At 45.2% G+C, this 16899-nt stretch carries 19 protein-coding genes; 8 read left to right on the top strand and 11 right to left on the bottom strand.

Features of this window, described 5'->3' with window-relative positions:
* Positions 1-42 precede the first annotated feature (42 nt).
* The gene (locus LS482_RS04520; RefSeq protein ID WP_233030560.1) at positions 43-639 is read left to right on the top strand and encodes a hypothetical protein; all 597 of its coding nucleotides are present in this window, start codon (positions 43-45) and stop codon (positions 637-639) included.
* On the top strand, positions 611-1993 hold the full coding sequence (locus tag LS482_RS04515; RefSeq protein ID WP_233030559.1) for a hypothetical protein: 1383 nt from the start codon (positions 611-613) through the stop codon (positions 1991-1993). The genes LS482_RS04520 and LS482_RS04515 overlap by 29 nt, the downstream gene beginning before the upstream one ends.
* Positions 1994-2029: 36 nt before the next feature.
* Here LS482_RS04515 and LS482_RS04510 read toward each other — a convergent pair whose 3' ends face one another.
* Genes LS482_RS04510 through LS482_RS04500 form a run of 3 tightly spaced genes read right to left on the bottom strand, consistent with a single transcriptional unit; the run spans position 2030 to position 5182 of the window.
* Positions 2030-2821 carry a patatin-like phospholipase family protein gene (locus LS482_RS04510; RefSeq protein ID WP_302849393.1) on the bottom strand — a complete coding sequence of 264 codons (792 nt, stop codon included), beginning with the start codon at positions 2819-2821 and terminating at the stop codon, positions 2030-2032.
* Between the two features lie 19 nt (positions 2822-2840).
* Positions 2841-4334, bottom strand: coding sequence for a S10 family peptidase (locus tag LS482_RS04505; RefSeq protein ID WP_233030558.1), 1494 nt, complete (start codon positions 4332-4334; stop codon positions 2841-2843).
* Positions 4335-4393: 59 nt separating this feature from the next.
* Entirely contained in the window at positions 4394-5182 is a 789-nt protein-coding gene (locus LS482_RS04500) for a TIGR02757 family protein (RefSeq protein WP_233030557.1), read from the bottom strand.
* 153 nt (positions 5183-5335) lie between these two features.
* Between LS482_RS04500 and LS482_RS04495 the strand changes: the two genes are divergently transcribed.
* Together LS482_RS04495 and LS482_RS04490 are read left to right on the top strand one after the other, a co-directional pair.
* Positions 5336-5725, top strand: a complete 390-nt coding sequence (locus LS482_RS04495; RefSeq protein WP_233030556.1) for an acyl-CoA thioesterase — start codon at positions 5336-5338, stop codon at positions 5723-5725.
* Positions 5726-5902: 177 nt separating this feature from the next.
* On the top strand, positions 5903-6100 hold the full coding sequence (locus LS482_RS04490; RefSeq protein WP_233030555.1) for a hypothetical protein: 198 nt from the start codon (positions 5903-5905) through the stop codon (positions 6098-6100).
* Positions 6101-6187: 87 nt separating this feature from the next.
* Here LS482_RS04490 and LS482_RS04485 read toward each other — a convergent pair whose 3' ends face one another.
* A complete protein-coding gene (locus tag LS482_RS04485; RefSeq protein WP_233030554.1) occupies positions 6188-7129 on the bottom strand; it encodes a hydrogen peroxide-inducible genes activator in 942 nt (313 codons plus the stop codon).
* Positions 7130-7308: 179 nt separating this feature from the next.
* Here LS482_RS04485 and LS482_RS04480 point away from each other — a divergent pair, with 179 nt between their 5' ends.
* Positions 7309-7788 (top strand): Dps family protein, encoded by a 480-nt coding sequence (locus tag LS482_RS04480; protein ID WP_233030553.1) that lies wholly within the window; start codon positions 7309-7311, stop codon positions 7786-7788.
* A 53-nt stretch (positions 7789-7841) separates the two neighbouring features.
* On the opposite strand, the gene LS482_RS04475 is transcribed toward LS482_RS04480, so the two are convergent.
* The 7 genes from LS482_RS04475 to LS482_RS04445 all read right to left on the bottom strand — a co-directional run bounded on the left by LS482_RS04475 (position 7842) and on the right by LS482_RS04445 (position 14607).
* Positions 7842-8192: an avidin-fold protein gene (locus tag LS482_RS04475; RefSeq protein WP_233030552.1), complete on the bottom strand. Its 351-nt coding sequence runs from the start codon at positions 8190-8192 to the stop codon at positions 7842-7844.
* 47 nt (positions 8193-8239) lie between these two features.
* Positions 8240-9571 carry a DUF58 domain-containing protein gene (locus tag LS482_RS04470; RefSeq protein ID WP_233030551.1) on the bottom strand — a complete coding sequence of 444 codons (1332 nt, stop codon included), beginning with the start codon at positions 9569-9571 and terminating at the stop codon, positions 8240-8242.
* Positions 9572-9665: 94 nt separating this feature from the next.
* Positions 9666-10754 (bottom strand): AAA family ATPase, encoded by a 1089-nt coding sequence (locus tag LS482_RS04465; RefSeq protein WP_233030550.1) that lies wholly within the window; start codon positions 10752-10754, stop codon positions 9666-9668.
* A gap of 2 nt (positions 10755-10756) precedes the next feature.
* Complete coding sequence (locus LS482_RS04460) at positions 10757-11962, bottom strand: DUF4350 domain-containing protein (RefSeq protein ID WP_233030549.1); 1206 nt, start codon at positions 11960-11962, stop codon at positions 10757-10759.
* The gene (locus LS482_RS04455) at positions 11959-12684 is read right to left on the bottom strand and encodes a DUF4129 domain-containing protein (protein ID WP_233030548.1); all 726 of its coding nucleotides are present in this window, start codon (positions 12682-12684) and stop codon (positions 11959-11961) included. Before LS482_RS04455 ends, LS482_RS04460 begins: the two co-directional genes overlap by 4 nt.
* Before the next feature lie 10 nt (positions 12685-12694).
* Positions 12695-13642 (bottom strand): hypothetical protein, encoded by a 948-nt coding sequence (locus LS482_RS04450; RefSeq protein ID WP_233030547.1) that lies wholly within the window; start codon positions 13640-13642, stop codon positions 12695-12697.
* On the bottom strand, positions 13639-14607 hold the full coding sequence (locus LS482_RS04445; protein WP_233030546.1) for a stage II sporulation protein M: 969 nt from the start codon (positions 14605-14607) through the stop codon (positions 13639-13641). The genes LS482_RS04450 and LS482_RS04445 overlap by 4 nt, the downstream gene beginning before the upstream one ends.
* A gap of 247 nt (positions 14608-14854) precedes the next feature.
* On the opposite strand from LS482_RS04445, the gene LS482_RS04440 reads away from it, so the two are divergent.
* From LS482_RS04440 to LS482_RS04430, 3 genes are all read left to right on the top strand, one after another.
* Entirely contained in the window at positions 14855-15598 is a 744-nt protein-coding gene (locus tag LS482_RS04440) for an RDD family protein (protein ID WP_233030545.1), read from the top strand.
* A 61-nt stretch (positions 15599-15659) separates the two neighbouring features.
* Positions 15660-16265 (top strand): trimeric intracellular cation channel family protein, encoded by a 606-nt coding sequence (locus LS482_RS04435; protein WP_233030544.1) that lies wholly within the window; start codon positions 15660-15662, stop codon positions 16263-16265.
* Positions 16266-16349: 84 nt separating this feature from the next.
* A complete protein-coding gene (locus LS482_RS04430) occupies positions 16350-16892 on the top strand; it encodes a TetR/AcrR family transcriptional regulator (protein WP_233030543.1) in 543 nt (180 codons plus the stop codon).
* Positions 16893-16899 lie beyond the last annotated feature (7 nt).

Genomic DNA, 16899 nt, shown 5'->3' with positions numbered 1-16899 from the left:
GATTTTAGCTGCCGGACAATAGTATAAACAGGATACAGGCTTATGAAAGACCTAAGGAAAATGTTGAAAAAGGCATACGAATCCTCCGGTAAAATGCCGGAAGGGCATGAAGAACGGTTTTTATCAAGATTGAAGCATGACTTGCCGGAAAAGAAAATTAAAAGAAGATATTTTTCGCAGGCCCGGAAAATTGCAGCTTCCGTTTTGCTACTTATAGGGATCGGCGTTGCGTTTTACGCCATACGCGAAACCGGAACTCCCCGAACAGATAACCCCGTGATTACCGATACCGGGAATCCGGACGAACCGGCCGGCCGGATTTCCCTGGGCGACCTTTCCCCCGATCTGAAAAAGGTGGAAGATTATTACATGACAGCCATAAACTGGGAGTTGTCGCGTATTGAGGTGGATGAAAAGGACAAAAGGCTTTTCAAAGGGTATATGGACAGGCTGGCCGAACTCAATGAAGAATATCAGGCGCTCAACCGGGAGCTGAACAACGTGGGGCCCAACGAACAGACGGTAACCGCCCTGATCGATAACTTGAAAATGCGGTTGCAGCTGCTCTATCGTTTAAAAGAAAAATTACAGGAACTCAAAAACAAAAAAGATGAAGAAAGATCTGATTTACAGGTTTAGCCTGTTGTTCGTATGGCTTTTTACCGTACATGTGCAGGCACAGAAAGAAACCGAGACTTTTCGGGAAAGTTTCGAGGTTAACCCGGATGTTACTATCGAAGTAAACACCAGTCATACCGATGTGGAGTTTGAAACCTGGGATAGAAACACGGTAGAAGTGCTGGCCACTATTGAAGTGGGAGGTATAAGCCGTGAAGAAGCCGAAAAATATTTGGAAAGCTGGGAATTTAAGGCTACGGGGGATAAAAAGAGGATTTCTGTCGCTACCCGCCCCGGCAATATATGGATAGCCGATGCAGACGGGATGAACTTTAACTTTGTGCTGCCCGATATGCCCGAAATTCCGGAGATGCCGGATATTCCCGACTTTGCGGATATACCTGTTCCTCCCGTACCCCCGATGCCTCCGCAAGTACTGGATATGACCAATCTCTCTTTTGACTATGAGGCCTATAAAAAGGAAGGAGACAAGTACATGGAAGAATGGAAAAAGAAGTGGGAAGAGACTTTTGACGAAAAATTTAAAAAACAGATGGAATCCTGGAAGAAGAAGATGGAAGCACACCGGGAAGAGGTAGAGGAAAATGCGAAGAAGATAAAAATAGACCGGGAAAAAATAAAGGAGCATGCGGAAAAAGCCCGGCAGGCTGCCGAAAAGGCAAGGAAACAGGCCATTAAGGTCCGGGAAGAGGCAGGAGATCAGGCACCCTCCATATTTTATTTCTACAGTGACGGAAAAGAGAAGGAAGTGAATGTAAAGAAACGTATCCTGATCAAAATGCCAAAGGGGGCAAAGCTGAAAATGAATGTGCGCCACGGCGAAGTAAAACTGGCCGAAAACTCGGAAAACATACGGGCCACCCTGTCACATGCCAGCCTCAGGGCCAACCGGGTTAACGGAAAAGAGACCTCCATCGAAACATCATATGCTCCCGTTCTGGTACACAACTGGAACGGGGGTAAACTCAAGGTTAACTACGTAAAGGAAGTTGACCTGGAAAACGTAAGCAGCCTGGAACTTATATCCAATTCCTCGGATGTTACCGTAGAAAACCTGTTGCACAGCGGACATATCCAGGGGAGTTTCGGTAGTCTGGAGGTGAAGAACATTGGCAGGAACTTTAACAGGCTGGACCTGGTGCTGGACAATACCAATGCAATGATCGTATTACCCGAATCCGGGTTCCGGCTGTTTTTCAACGGGGAGGATTCGAATATAAAAATCCCTCCGGGATTAAAAGTATCGACTACAGTAGAGAAAGGCAATACCGAGATAAAAGGCTATCATCAAAACAGTGGTTCCGACAGGCAAATCACGGTGCGGGCCAGATACAGCGATATTATTTTCAATTAGTATGCCGCTTTTCCCTTTTCTGAAAAATTTCAGGAATTATTCCTGTGCAAATACCTGCAGTGCCTTGGTATATTCATATCCTATGAGAAACATTTTTTCTGCCTTCGATGCATCCAGGATAGGATAATTATATAATTCTGACGGCGCTATATAAATATCACATTCTTCTTTTTTCCGTACGGAAGTGGACTCTACACTAAGGTGAAAGGTCCTGCTGGCAATATCTATCAGGTTATTGAGTTTATCCACCCGCTGTGTGGGACTTATGTTTATACCGATGATGGTTTCACATTTTTCCTTGAGAGGGGCAATGGGAACATTGTCAAAAATACCGCCGTCCACATATTTTTTACCGTTGATTTTGACCGGGGAGAACAATACCGGGATGGAAGCAGAGGCCTGTACGGTCTTTCCCAGTTCACCTTTGTCAAAATACTCGATGATTCCGTCGTTCAGGTTGGAGGCGGCTACATAAAAAGGCAGGGGAAGGTCTTCAATGTTCTTGGCAGGGATAAACCGGGTGATGGTGTGCTGCAGCTTGTCAAAGTTCAGGAGGCCGTCCCTGGGGAACTGAATACCGGTAAAATTCCCCAGCCTGTTCTCTTTCATGATCTCAAAAACTTCGTCCGGGGAAAAACCTCCCGCTATAAAGGCACCTACAATGGCACCGGCACTTACCCCGGAAATGATATCGGGTTTTATCCCGGCTTCCTGCAGGGCCTTGAGCACGCCCAGGTGAGCAAAACCGCGTGCACCGCCCCCTCCCAGCGCTATGCCGTACCGGTAGGGGGCGGTAGTTTTTTTCCTGTTGAAAAGAGACTTTAGCATAGGTGCGTGCAATTTGGTGTTAGTCGTATTTTACGGGTTGGTCCTTTTTCGGGGAGGAATGCTGTATAAACTCCCGGATATGGTCATTTGCCGTTTTGAGGTCCTCTTTGCGGAGGTACATCATATGTCCGCTTCGGTAGGCTTCGAAACGGAGCCTGTCTTTAAGCCTGCCGCCCGGGTCCATTTGCCACATGGTATATTTGGCATTGAAATAAGTGGTAGCCCCGTCAAAATACCCCGATTGTATCATGACGTGCAGGGAGGGGTTTTGCGCCATGGCCTGCCTGAGGTTTTCTCCGGTATGGTCATCAGAACGGTCCCAGGGGTGTACCGGGCCGAACATATTGTATTTTACATCCGTTTTAAACCTGAGACGTTCCCGGATGTAATAGTTGACGGCCGGGGTGAAAGAGTGCAGCCAGGAGGTCAGTTCGGCATTGTAATCGGGAGAATCTCCGGCATCTTTGCGGTCTATGCCGAGGTAACGGGAATCCAGTCTTCCTATGGTATATCCCTTTTTATCACGGAGCAGTTCCTTCCAGAAATACCGGAACGGTACTTCCAGGTCGTGCTGCAGGATCACCTTTTCGGACAATCCGGAATAGCGGGCCATACGGGAAGCAATGTTTTTTTTTCGCGATTCTTCGAGGAAACCGCCCCTCACCAGCGCGGGAAGAAGCTCGTTTACAGCGTAATTTTCCACTTCGGGCAGTAGTTTCTCCAGGTCCTTTTGCTGCAATTCGGGAGGGAGTACTTTGTGATACCACGCTGCGGCGGCAAAGTAAGGCAAACGGTTTGCAATTTCTACCGGGCCGTCCCTTTTTATTCCCAGTTCTGTAGGTGACACAAGGATCACCCCGTTGAGGTACATCCACTGCCTGTTTTGTAATTCCAGTGCCAGTCCGGACACCCGGGTAGTTCCGTAACTTTCACCGATGAGGTATTTGGGCGACCGCCAGCGTCCCATACGGCTTACAAAAGTATTGATCCAGTCCGCAAGGTATGCGATATCGGCATTTACACCGAAAAAATCCGAACGTTCCGCCTTTTTTTCTTCGGTTTCCATAAGCCTGGAATAGCCTGTATTTACGGGGTTTACATAGACAATATCAGCAACGTCCAATATGGAATGCGGATTTTCCTTTACACCGTAAGGTTGTACGGGATACCCCTCATCATCAACATTCAATATCCGGGGGCCGGTATAGGCGAGGTGCATCCATACCGATGCAGAACCCGGTCCGCCATTGAACGATATGACCAGGGGCCTGTTTACCCGGTCTTTTATGCCGTCCCTTTCGTAATAGGTATAGAAAAGTGCTGCTACCGGTTTGTCGTCTTCCCCCCACACAGGTTGTGTACCCGTTGTGGCAGTATAGGAAAACCGGTTGCCGTTAACGGTTACTTCATGATTGGTAGTGACGGTAGTGTCTGTCGGAAGTGTCCTGTTCTGGGCAAATAACAGGGAAGAGATAAAGAGGAATAACAGTAAAGAGGTATTTTTCTTTTTCATAGGGTGGTTTTAATATAATATAAAATCCTTTTGGGCTGCACCTAATTTACTACAAAAAATCAGAACTTTTCAAAGGCTCCGAGTCCAAAGAGGGCAAAGTCATATTTTACGGGGTCCCGCAGATCGAGGTTCCGGAGGCTTTTGTCCAGTTCGGCCAATCCCCTGGCGTCGTTTTGCTTTCGTTTCAGGAGCCCCAGCTTGCGGGCGATATTTCCCGAATGGACATCCAGTGGACAGGAGAGTTGCGACGGGGAGAGGCTTTGCCAGATACCGAAATCCACTCCGGTATTATCATTGCGAACCATCCACCGGAGATACATGTTAATGCGTTTTGCCGAAGAACCTTTTAACGGGTCGGAGACGTGTTTTTCCGTCCGGGTTAAATGTGGGATTTCGAAAAAGCGTCTTTTGAATTCATGAATGGCTTTCTGCAGAGATCCTTCTTCGGCATGGTGTGCAAAAACAGCTTCCATTCCCCCGTGTTCCGAATAAATGTGACGCAGGGCGCGGGCGAAACATTTAAAATCTTCCCCGTTAAAGGTACGGTGGACAAAGCTGTCCAGTTTTTCCAGGTCACTTTCTTTGTGCGACATTACAAAGTCATAAGGGGAATTTCCCATAAGCCCAATCATTTTCTTTGCATTGGTAATAATGGTCTTGCGGTTGCCCCAGGCAATAGTGGCTGCGAGAAATCCGGAAATTTCAATATCTTCTTTCCGGGAGAACAGATGCGGGACCTGGATGGGATCTGTACCTATAAAGTCCGGCCTGTTGTATTGTTCAACCTTGGTGTCGAGAAATTCTTTGAGTTCTGCAGCATTGAGAGCGGTTGTAGTGTGTACTTCCAAGATCTGTTGTAATTTTCAGGGTTAAGCGGTAGCCGACGGATCAAAAAAATAAAAATCCGCATCACCTGTATCATAATTCGTAAATCGCCGTTCGGGGTTAGGTTATTTCGTGCAAAATAAATAATTTTAGAGGATAAACATAACGCGGAAGCTATGAGATTTCACACCCGGAAGTGGGTTAAACCCGAAGACCTGAACCCGAACGGCACCTTGTTCGGGGGACGCCTTTTACAATGGATTGACGAAGAGGCGGCATTGTATGCCATTATTCAACTGGAAAATAAGAAGGTGGTAACCAAATTTATGTCGGATATCAATTTTGTGGATTCGGCCGGAGAAGGCGATGTTATCGAAATTGGTATTGACGTGGTGAAATTTGGCAAGAGTTCCCTGATTCTCCGCTGCGAGGTGAGGAACAAGATGACGAGGATGACCATTATATCCATAGAGAGAATAGTGATGGTAAACCTTGGGGAAGACGGTAAACCAAAGCCACATGGAAAGACACAGATAGAATATGTGAAAGACCGGCTGGAAAAATAAATGCGTACCGGATCTGAATTCAGCGTTGAAAACAACACATTCGCACACTGGTGCAAACCAGTTAATTAGGAAATATTTAACGATTGTCTAAAATAATTGATATAAAAAAATCGTTATATTTGGTGTAATTATATCCCCGGTCTCTGGTCGGGACTAACCCTAAAAACGTTCATAATTATGGCAAGAGCTATGTATGAGTATACCCAAGTCGTACTCCAGAAAGTGAGCTTTGATTCCGTTCTTTTCTGTAAAGAAGTAGAAAAAGCGGTACACCGATTGTTACCATATGAACTGGAAGAATTAAAAATCTGGCTAAACCAGTTTATTTCAGGGAAACCTGAGCTTTCACAATGTCTGATCTATCTAAAATCATAACGATCAAAATCCCGCGGGAGCGGGATTTTTTATTTTGACATCATATACGATTTGTAGTTGGCCGGAAAAGAAATCCGGCTTTTTTTATTATTTTTTGCCGATGGGGCTTATAATCTGAACGTTTTGAAAAGCAATGGCCCCGCGGATTACGCCGGAAATGACTTCTTTCAGCGCTTCTATAATATGTAATTTCAGTTCGCTTTTGTGATAAATAAGGCTTACCTCCCTGGCCGGGCTGGGGTCGTTAAAGAAATGGAGGTGTTTTTTCTCATTTTCATTGAGTTCCAGTGTGTGCAGGTAGGGAAGCAGGGTCATGCCCATGCCTTCATCTGCCAGTCTTATCATGGTCTCGAAACTACCGCTTTCCAGCTGGAAGCGTTCGTTCTTGAAATCTTTTTCGGCATGGCAGAGGTTGATGACGCCGTCCCGGAAGCAATGTCCGTCTTCCAGGAGAAGGACATCCTCGATTTTAAGATCGGCCGTATCGATTTTCATATTGGAGTGGAGCCTGTGATTTTCCGGGATATAGGCCACAAACGGTTCGTAATAGAGCACTCTTTCCTTGATCTGGTTGTTTTCCAGCGGAGTAGCGGCAATGGCAGCATCGAGGTGCCCGTCCATGAGCTTCTGGATAAGAGTGGCGGTATTCTGTTCTTCTATTTTGACATTGACCTTAGGGTATTTATTGATGAAATTCTTGAGGAACATGGGCAGAAGCGTAGGCATTACCGTAGGAATGATCCCCAGTTTGAATTCTCCGCCGATGAACCCTTTTTCCTGGTGAACGATATCTTTGATCCTTCCGGACTCACTGACAATGTTCCGGGCCTGATCCACTATTTTTTTGCCCACTTCCGTCAACTGGATGGGTTTTTTGCTCCGGTCGAAGATGAGGATGTCGAGTTCGTCCTCCAGTTTTTGTATCTGCATGCTCAGGGTAGGCTGGGTTACAAAACTCTTTTCGGCAGCCAGTGTAAAATTCTGGTACTCGGCAACAGCCAGTACATATTGTAATTGGGTAATGGTCATTGTTATATCATCTTTGGAAAAAAGGATTACGGCCGGGATAAAGGCCTTGTCTTTCCCCGTGTTTTACATAGTTTAATTCGATAAAAATATAAAAACTATTGATAAATGTTATGCTCTGTTGCCCATAAATAATAGGTAAATTTGTTGTACATTAACAAGGAACTTAAAATCATACCATTATGCAATTAAACAGTTTAGGATTAGACGTAAGCAAAACCGAAGATTTGAAAAAGGATCTCAACAACTTGCTGGCCAATTTCCAGCTTTACTATCAGAACCTGAGAGGGATACACTGGAATATTCGCGGAAAACGCTTTTTTGATCTGCACGAAAAGTTTGAGGAGCTGTATAATGACACCCAGGAAAAAATAGATATGATCGCGGAACGGGTCCTTACGCTCGGCGGAACACCTTTACACACTTTTGAAGATTATATCAAGGCCGGTAAAGTACCGGTAGGCAAAAATGTCCACAAGGATGAGGCTGCCGTAAGTCTTGTTGTGGATTCACTGACCGAATTGCTCAAGATAGAACGGGTTATCCTCGACGAATCTGCCGATGCCCATGACGAGGGGACCAACTCGATGATGAGTGACTTTATCACCGAACAGGAAAAAACGGTTTGGATGATGAAAGCGTGGCTGGATGAAAAGATATAACCGGCTTGAAAAAGTAGGTGTTTAAGTTTTAAAAGGTGCAGGATTCTGCGCCTTTATTCTTTCCGGATTTCCTCTATGACCGACTGTCCCCCGGAACGGTCACCGGAAGTCCATTGCCAGTTTTCGTGTAGCCGTATCCTTCCGTCCGGGAGGATTTCAGGTACGGACCGGCACATTCCGGTCATCAGTTCCCCACGTGTGTTGATCTGGTGGTACTGCATATCGATTATACCACCTGAATTGACAATACCCAGCAAATGTCCGGTGACGATCTGCCCGCCTCCGTATTCCGAAGAGAGGATATTTCCCTTTTGTTTGTAGTGAAAAACCGTTTCTGAGGAAGTTTCCCCGTTTTCCGTATTACTTACAGGCCGGAAAACCTTGTTGTCATAGTTGATTTCCATGGTATTTAATAATTTTGTTCTTAAAATCAAAAATCGTCAGTTGTTCATCACAACAGCCCCCTGGCCTTGATCTCCAGGTATTTGTTGATCGTATCTATGGTAAGGTTCTCGGGAGTGGTGAGGATGGAGTAGATACCGTATTTTCTGAGTTCGTTGACAATGAGCCGTTTTTCGAAAGCAAATTTTTCGGCGATGACCTTGTCGTAAACCTGCTGGATGGTCTCGGCACGATTGTGGATGAGGGCGTTGAGTTTGGTGTTTTTAAAGAAGATGACCACGAGCAGGTGATTTTTGGCAATACCTTTTAAATAAGGCAACTGGCGGTGCAGTCCGTCCAATGTTTCGAAATTGGTATAAAGGAGAATAAGGCTGCGGTTGGTGATATTTCGTTTGATATCGCCGTATAACCTGCTGAAATCCGATTCGAAAAAATCGGTCTGAATGTTGTAAAGCGTTTCCAGGATCAATCCCATCTGGGAAGTTCGTCGTTCCGCTACCACAATGTTTTCCACTTTTTTTGAAAATGTGAACATCCCTGCCTTGTCCTGCTTTTTCAGAACGACATTGCTGATAACCAGGGTGGCATTGATGGCATAATCGAGCAGGCTCAACTCTTCGAAAGGCATCTTCATTACCCGGCCTTTGTCGATCACCGAATATACGGGTTGTGATTTTTCATCCTGAAACTGGTTGACCATGAGCTGGTTTTTCTTGGCTGTTGCCTTCCAGTTGAGGGTTCGTATGTCGTCCCCCTGAACGTATTCCTTGATCTGTTCGAATTCCATGGTATGGCCTATTCGTCGTATTTTTTTAATACCGTACTGGTGGAGGCGGTTGGTAAAGGCCATAAGGTCGTATTTGCGGAGTTGGAGAAAGGCGGGGTAGGTGGGGATCATAACATTGTCGCAGAAAACATATCGTTTGGCAATAAGCCCTAAGGCGGAAGAAATATATATGTTCAGCCTTCCGAAGTGATATTCCCCTCTTTCCGTGGGCCTTAATGTGTATTCCAGGGTGTGGGAGGCAGAAGCGGGCAGTTTTCTGTCAATCCTGAAGTCCCTTATCTGGAACTGCTCCGGGATTTCGTCCGTTACCCTTGCATGTACGGGAAACGTATAATAATTATCGATGGTAACCTGCACCGGATTTTTATCTCCATTGGAGAATTTTTCGGGGAGTGCTCTTACCGCTTTTATCCCGGTCCTGGAATAGAACAGGATCACAATGTCCAGAAACGTAAAGGCCAGTAGTATGATAAGCCCCAGTTTGGCAACAAAGAAGAGCTTGCCGAAAATAAAGCTGATAATAAAAAGCACTATCACGGCGATGCAACCATAGAAAAAGCGGTTTTGCAGGTATAGTGGTTTAAATAGTTTCAAATTTCATGTTTCTGGTTCAAAGTCTGTTTTTGTTGCAGGTCTGGTGTTTAACCTACGGTATTCGGTTCCTTATTGCCCGATTATCTTTGGTACATCACCTGGGGACTTCCACGGCCTGGATGATCTGCTGGATGACCTGTTTTCCGGTAACGCCTTCCATTTCCCGTTCCGGTGTGATAATGATACGGTGTTGTAAAACAGGGACAGCCACCTGTTTGATATCTTCCGGAGTAACAAAGTCACGCCCGTTGATAGCGGCATAGGCTTTCGAGGCTTTCAGTATGGCTATGGAAGCCCTCGGGGAGGCCCCCAGATACAGGAAGGCATTGCTGCGGGTATTTGTGATGAGTTCGGCAATATACTTGAGTAAATGGGGCTCTACCAACACCTCATTGACCAGTTTCTGATAGGTGGACACTTGTTCCCTGGTGAGAAAAGCAGTTATTTTTTCCGTTTTTGTGGTTTCCTTGAGCTGGTGTTCCCGGGTAATGATCTCTATTTCCTCTTCCAGGGAGGGGTATTCCACATCGATTTTAAAGAGAAAACGGTCCAGTTGGGCTTCGGGCAGGCGATAAGTACCTTCCTGTTCCACCGGGTTCTGGGTGGCCAGTACCATAAAAGGGGCTTCCAGTACATAGCAGTGCCCGTCCATGGTGATCTGCCGTTCTTCCATAACTTCAAACAATGCTGCCTGTGTTTTGGCGGGGGCACGGTTTATTTCGTCGATCAGCAGCATATTGGAAAACACAGGTCCTTTCTTGAATTCGAATTCCGATTTTTTCAGGTCGAATACCGAAGTACCCAGGATATCTGAAGGCATCAGGTCGGGGGTGAACTGTATTCTGCTGAAATCGACGGTAAGGGCCCTGGCCAGCAGTTTTGCCGTAATGGTCTTGGCCACACCGGGGACCCCTTCGATAAGTACGTGGCCGTCGGCCAGCAATGCCGTGATGAGCATGTCTATCATGTGTTTTTGCCCTACGATGACCTTGGAGAGTTCACTCCTTACCTGATCCACGGCTTCCTGCAAGGCGGAAAGGTCTATGCGCGACCGGAACTTCAGCGCTTCGGGACCATGGTTGCTGTCTGTTGTACTTTCCGTTTGGGAAAGCCCGGCATTTTCTATAGGCTGATCTGTATTTTCCCCTGTGTTTTCTTCGGGGGTATGGTTTTGTTCACTCATGGTTATTTTTCTTTTCTTACGTTATTCCCGGCATAAAATTTTTCTATCGCCCGGTTGAGTTGTAAAAGGTCCTGTTCCGTACATTCCGGCCTGGACTGAAGCCGCAATACCAGATCAATAAGTTTTTTGATCATGGCTTTGTCCTTACCTGTTTTTGCGGCCAGGGTATGAACGAATTTATCGTTTAAATCAGTGGTTTCCAAATAATAGTCCTTCCTTATTTTCTCCAGGAAATAGGTAATCTTTTTATCGACGAGGTTGGTGTGGTCTTTGGTTTCGTAATAGAGGTTACCGATGGTTTTTATAAAAGCTACCGTTGTATTTTGCAAAGGCGATAATACCCGTACTATCCGTTGTTTCCGCTTGGCATTGAAGATCATAAACACCAGCAGGGTAACCAGCCCGATAAACCATGCCCATCGCAACGGGGGTTGGGTCAGGATATAACGGAGCGGCGAATTTCCGAGTTGCCTGCGGTCCCTGGAATCGAAGAATACGGAATCCCGGTCGAGATAAGCCAGGATGTCTTCTGCATAACGGTAATTGTTGCCTTTAAGCAGGTAATAGTTGGTGAAAATATAAGGATGGGTATGGAGCAGAAAATATCCGCTGCCATATTCTATTTTTACAAAATTAATATGCCTCTTCCCGAAATCCTGATATCCCAGCACAGTGGTGTTTAACGAGTCCAGTTCCTGAAAATAGGAACCTGACCTACCGTCGTCCACGGAAACGGAATCCTGTTTTACATGAGGATTAGCAAGGCTGATACGGCCTTTTTTCCCGGGACTGAAGTCATATGCCGTAGAAAACCCGAGGGAGTCCTGTAGCATGTCCGGCATCCTTTCCGAAGCAATAAATACCGTATTACCCGCAGCAGCATAGTAAAGGAGTTCTTTTGTAGAAACTTCATCCGGCAGGTATTCCCGGTTGATGTAGATGTAATTCCGGTTGAAGTCATAAGTCAGGCTTTCCGGATTGTACAAGGGGTTCAGGAATTCGTAAGGCGATTTTTTGACATCCCGGACACTGTCTTTGAAAGCAGTGCGTAACTCGTTGTAAAACACCTTGAGGCCATAAGGTCTGGTATGTGTTTCGTTGAACGTAGGCCTCCAGTCCACCGGTTCCGGTTGTGACAGCTCGAAAACCGCTACCACGACCACCAGCACGATCAGGAGTCCTGTATATAGTTTAATGCTGTTGTTCATACCTTCACGGATTTTATCAGGGCCGAAAATGTACCGGCGGCGTTATTGTACTGTTCGTGGTCTATGGTAAATTCTCCGTACCATATGTAATTGTACAGGTAAGAAGCATAACCAAATTCCGACTGCAGTTTGTGGTCTTTCAGTTCCCGGAGGTAATCCGTATTGGTCTTCTCCGCATCGTATATGATGAGTTCTTTTCCTGATAATTCCTTGAGCAGCCACAGGTAGTAATACCTTATGGCTTCCCGGTAGTGGTTGTCGGCAACGGCATCACTGATAAGTTTGTTAAAATCGGTAATGTGAATGTTGTTTTCAATATCCCTGGCAGTAATAATCTTCCGGTCGGATGATTTGCGGAAAGCCCACTGGCCTTCCCTGTTCATGATGGCACGGACAATAAAGAAAATCACCGTGAGTACGAGAAGCACGTAAAATACCTGCAGGAAAATATCGGCAATGTTCGAAGCCTTTTGTCTGGATTCAAGCCGGAAGAGATCGGCGAGGAATTGAATAAGCCATTCCTTGAACCGAGTAAACCAGCCGCTTTGTACCGTACTTTCGTATTGATATTCTGGACCGTTATACTTTTCCCTGAATTCCGGTGAAAAAGCCCTTTTTTCCAGGGGAGAAGTGTCGATGCGAAGACTGTCTCCGGTTTCCTGTGAAAAAGACACCAGTGAAAGGAACAAACAAAAGATATGTAATAACAGGTACTTCTTCAATACAGTTTTTTTAATCCTCAGTGGTGCCGATCTGGTCGATAACCGAGGTGGTGTTTATGTTTTCGCTTTCTTCCTTGAGGCTGAAATAGATGATGGCCTGGTTGATCTGTATTATGGTATTGCCAAGGAGACTCAGGAGAAAAGAGAGCACATAAAAGATGAGCATAATGGTAAACACAGCAGCGACATTTTCTTCTGAATTGCCCAGGCTGGATGAACTGCTGGTCACTATCGAAAAAATACCCGCCAGATAGGGGATGAGTGTCACGATACTTTGTATGATCTGGATCATGAGGTAAAAGAGGGCAACACATCCGGCATTAACCCAGAACCGTTTGAACGTTAGCTGAAAACCATATCCGAAACAGTCGAATATACCCTTGTCGGAGTCCAGGTACTCCATAAGGGCATTATTATAGGACAGGGTGATCACCGCCAGTACCAGAGGAATTAAAAGGATGCCGATAATCGTAATAAACAGGATGAATATGGCAATGCCTGCCCCCAGGAAGACCGCCATGGAGATGAGCATGGAAGCCAGAACATAGATAAAGAGTTTCCCTGCCTGTTGTTTCAGCACTTTAACAATGTCTTTTGCCGTAAAGTCATTGCTCCCTTTTTTAGCGTAAAGCAGCATGTATACCGGGGTATAGGCATAGGTGATGAAACCTACAAATACCGCCATTATGACGAAGAGAAACATAAAAAGAAAAACCAGCAAGCCATTGTCATTGACGTAATTCTCTACTGAAGCATCCGGGGCTACGGGGCCCATGGAGGTTGCCAGCAATGAACTATAGACTTTTACGAAAAAATAGGCCAATACCAGGAGTACGAGGATAAAACCTCCGTTAATAAGAAAATAGTTCTTATAAAAGTGTTTGCCGTGTTGTTTTATAAAGGTAAACGTATCGGAGAAAAGTTCTCCGAACTCCCTTTTTTTATAGAGTTGTATCATAGATGTGATGCCGTTTTTTTGATTACTATAAAAGGGTAGAAGATATAATAGAATGTAATAATACTAAGAGTGGCCAGGATGATCGCTACAGACAGGCCATTGGGCATGACATCCGAATAACGGGTAACAAAACCTTCCAGGAATCCTGCAAAAACAAAGAACGGAAAAGTACTGAGCAGGATTTTTACACCGTCCTTAAATGCCATTTTAAAAGAAACTTTCCGGGAATAGGTAGCGGGAAAGAGTATTCCCGCTCCGAGGATCAGCCCTGAAGCCCCCGTGACCACGATGGCAAATATTTCCATGGCGCCGTGTATCCAGATTCCCCGGACACTTTCCCACAGCACTCCTTCAGCCTGGAACATATACTGAAAAGCTCCCAGCATAATACCGTTTTGTAACAGTATCCACCCTGTGCCCAGTCCGCCGAATATACCGTAAACAAAGGCACGCATCCCCACGTAAATATTATTGATGGTAATCCCTATAAAGCCTCCCCAGTTACTTCCGCTTTTGTACACGGCCACCGGGTCGCCGTTCGCTATGTTTTCCAGAGTCATGTTCACGTAGTTGTCCCCGAGGATAAGCCGCACAAACGTATCGTCATGGGCTGCCGAAACTGCTCCTATGGCTGCAAAGGTAAAAAAGAGAATAAAGGCATAAGCAAAATACCTTCTGTATTGGTAAACCACCAGAGGTATTTCCGTCCGGAAAAAATACAGAAAACGATTGGTGTCCTGCCGCTTGGTCCGGTAAATCCTCTGAAATGCCCGGGCGGCAAGCTGGTTCAGATAAGTAATGACCTTGCTCTTCGGGTAATAGGTCTGGGCATACGACAGGTCATTGATGATGTGAATGTATAAAGTGGCCAGCTCATCCGGGTTTTTAAACTGACGGTTAAAAACAGCCTTTTCAAAGTTGAGCCATTTTTCCTTATTTTGCTTTATGAAGGCAACTTCTCTCATTGTCTGGATTCACTACACACCGATAGGTACGTGTTATGACCCGCTAAATGCGGAACCGAAGGTGTAAAGTTAAAATAAAACTGATACTTTTACGGCGGGGAAAGGTGAATTTTATCCTGTATGTGGACATAATTACCGGAAATCAGGGATATAAAAGGAACGGGAAAACAAATAGCTTGCAAGCAGTTACAATTAGTGATAGAGAATTCTCACCCCGGAAATAAAACAGGGTAAAGCGGAAAACAATATGGCAGAACTGCAAATCAATACCACCCAGAACGTAAATATCAGTTTTACGGCTGCCTCTGTAGGAGAACGTATGCTGGCTTATTTTGTTGATATGCTCATAAAGATTGCCTATGTGGTGGTCATATACCAGATAATGTTCAGGTTACTGGGGCTTGACCGGATTTTGAGCGGGATGGATCAATGGTCGCAAATTGCCGTGGGGTTGCTGTTTTTTCTTCCTTTCATGTGCTATACCCTGTTGTTCGAATCCCTGCTCGAAGGGCAGACCCCGGGCAAAAGGCTGCTGCGGATCAAGGTCGTTAAAATCGATGGTTACCAGGCGTCATTCCCGGATTACCTGATACGCTGGTTCCTGCGCATTGCAGATATCAACATGCTGGGAGGTATTGTTGCACTGGTAAGTATTGCTATGAGTAATAAAAGCCAGAGGTTGGGCGATATGACAGCGGGAACATCGGTAATCAGCTTAAAGAACAACGTCACTATAGATCATACGATACTGGAAAATATTCAGGAAGGATATCAACCCGTATATCCGACAGTTATCCGGTTGTCTGATAATGATGTGCGGATCATCAAGGAAACTTTTTTGGCCGCAAAAAAGTCGCGTGACAAGAATATTATGCTTAAATTAAAAATTAAAATAGAGGAGGTCATACAGGCAAAAGCGGAAGAAGCCGATGTAAATTCTTTTATAGACCGGGTGCTGAAGGATTATAACTATTTTACGCAGAAAATGTAAGTGAAATGTAACGGGGCTTGGTCGTAAAGTTTGCGGCTCCGGAATAAAATACAGGGAACATATGTTTTATTTTATAATAGATCTTCTCGGAGTGGTGGCTTTTGCCATTTCGGGTGTCCTTGCGGCTTTACACAAAAAACTGGATATTTTCGGGGTTTTTATCATTGCCTTTGTCACGGCAGTCGGAGGGGGGACGATCAGGGATATTATTATAGGGATAGAACCTGTCACCTGGTTGCAGAACAATGCATATATGTATACTATTATTATCACTGTTATTGTAGCATTGATATTTAAGGAGAAATTAAAATACATGAGAACTTCCCTGTTTCTTTTCGATACCATTGGAATCGGTCTGTACACCCTGGTGGGCGTGGAAAAAGGTGTGGCGGCAGACCTGAGCGCAGTAATGTGTATTGCCCTGGGAACAATTACAGCCTGTTTCGGAGGGGTGGTACGGGATATTCTCTGCAACGACATTCCGGTGATCTTCCACAGGGAAATTTATGCTACGGCCTGTGTGGCGGGCGGAGGAGCTTATTTTTTATTGGGATTCCTGCCTATTCCGGAAGACATCCTTTTCATCCTTTCCATTTTAATTGTGATTACCATAAGACTGCTGGCCGTAAAGTTTAAACTTGCACTGCCCAGTATTTATAAAAAGTGAAATGAAAAACCTTCCTTGAAATTATTTTTGGAAATTATGTAGACAGACTTGTCTGTATGTACAATTTTATAGTATATTTGTCCCATGCAAACTGAAAGAAAAAAAGGAGCCAGGGAAAGGATCGTGGAAACCGCCACATATTTATTCCACACCCAGGGATACAATGCCACCGGGATCAACCAGGTGATCAGGGAGGCGTCCGTAGCCAAGGCCAGCCTCTATCAGCATTTCGAATCTAAAGAGGACCTTGCCATAGCGTACCTGAAGCAGAGACACATTTCCTGGTTTGCCAGACTGGAAGATTATGTGAAAAACGATCAGGAGAATACGGTCCTTTCGGCTTTCCGCTTTATTTGCTACATGAATGAAAGGGAGAACTACCGCGGATGCAGCTTTTTAAATATTTTGTCTGAAATTCCGGCAAATAATACGCGTATACTGGCCGTTATCCGGGAACATAAGTGTGATTTGCGCGATTTTTTCCGGAAGTTACTCCCGGAAGAGGAAGAGCAGCTTACAGATACGGTTTACCTGCTTTTTGAAAGTGCCATCATGGAAAGCAGGATGTTCCGTGACAACTGGCCCGTGCAAAGGGCCGTGGAAATCGTACAATCATTATTAAAATAAATACATG

The organism is Sinomicrobium kalidii, from assembly GCF_021183825.1.
Lineage (GTDB): Bacteria > Bacteroidota > Bacteroidia > Flavobacteriales > Flavobacteriaceae > Sinomicrobium > Sinomicrobium kalidii.
Note: the sequence above shows the minus strand (reverse complement) of the source record. Positions and strands in the feature narration are given on the sequence as shown.

Excerpts from the sequence above, each read along its gene's own strand:
- LS482_RS04520 (WP_233030560.1), top strand. The coding sequence starts at position 43 with ATGAAAGACCTAAGGAAAATGTTGAAAAAGGCATACGAATCCTCCGGT.
- LS482_RS04515 (WP_233030559.1), top strand. The coding sequence starts at position 611 with ATGAAGAAAGATCTGATTTACAGGTTTAGCCTGTTGTTCGTATGGCTT.
- LS482_RS04510 (WP_302849393.1), bottom strand. The coding sequence starts at position 2,821 with ATGCTAAAGTCTCTTTTCAACAGGAAAAAAACTACCGCCCCCTACCGG.
- LS482_RS04505 (WP_233030558.1), bottom strand. The coding sequence starts at position 4,334 with ATGAAAAAGAAAAATACCTCTTTACTGTTATTCCTCTTTATCTCTTCC.
- LS482_RS04495 (WP_233030556.1), top strand. The coding sequence starts at position 5,336 with ATGAGATTTCACACCCGGAAGTGGGTTAAACCCGAAGACCTGAACCCG.
- LS482_RS04490 (WP_233030555.1), top strand. The coding sequence starts at position 5,903 with ATGGCAAGAGCTATGTATGAGTATACCCAAGTCGTACTCCAGAAAGTG.
- LS482_RS04485 (WP_233030554.1), bottom strand. The coding sequence starts at position 7,129 with ATGACCATTACCCAATTACAATATGTACTGGCTGTTGCCGAGTACCAG.
- LS482_RS04480 (WP_233030553.1), top strand. The coding sequence starts at position 7,309 with ATGCAATTAAACAGTTTAGGATTAGACGTAAGCAAAACCGAAGATTTG.
- LS482_RS04475 (WP_233030552.1), bottom strand. The coding sequence starts at position 8,192 with ATGGAAATCAACTATGACAACAAGGTTTTCCGGCCTGTAAGTAATACG.
- LS482_RS04465 (WP_233030550.1), bottom strand. The coding sequence starts at position 10,754 with ATGAGTGAACAAAACCATACCCCCGAAGAAAACACAGGGGAAAATACA.
- LS482_RS04460 (WP_233030549.1), bottom strand. The coding sequence starts at position 11,962 with ATGAACAACAGCATTAAACTATATACAGGACTCCTGATCGTGCTGGTG.
- LS482_RS04450 (WP_233030547.1), bottom strand. The coding sequence starts at position 13,642 with ATGATACAACTCTATAAAAAAAGGGAGTTCGGAGAACTTTTCTCCGAT.
- LS482_RS04445 (WP_233030546.1), bottom strand. The coding sequence starts at position 14,607 with ATGAGAGAAGTTGCCTTCATAAAGCAAAATAAGGAAAAATGGCTCAAC.
- LS482_RS04440 (WP_233030545.1), top strand. The coding sequence starts at position 14,855 with ATGGCAGAACTGCAAATCAATACCACCCAGAACGTAAATATCAGTTTT.
- LS482_RS04435 (WP_233030544.1), top strand. The coding sequence starts at position 15,660 with ATGTTTTATTTTATAATAGATCTTCTCGGAGTGGTGGCTTTTGCCATT.
- LS482_RS04430 (WP_233030543.1), top strand. The coding sequence starts at position 16,350 with ATGCAAACTGAAAGAAAAAAAGGAGCCAGGGAAAGGATCGTGGAAACC.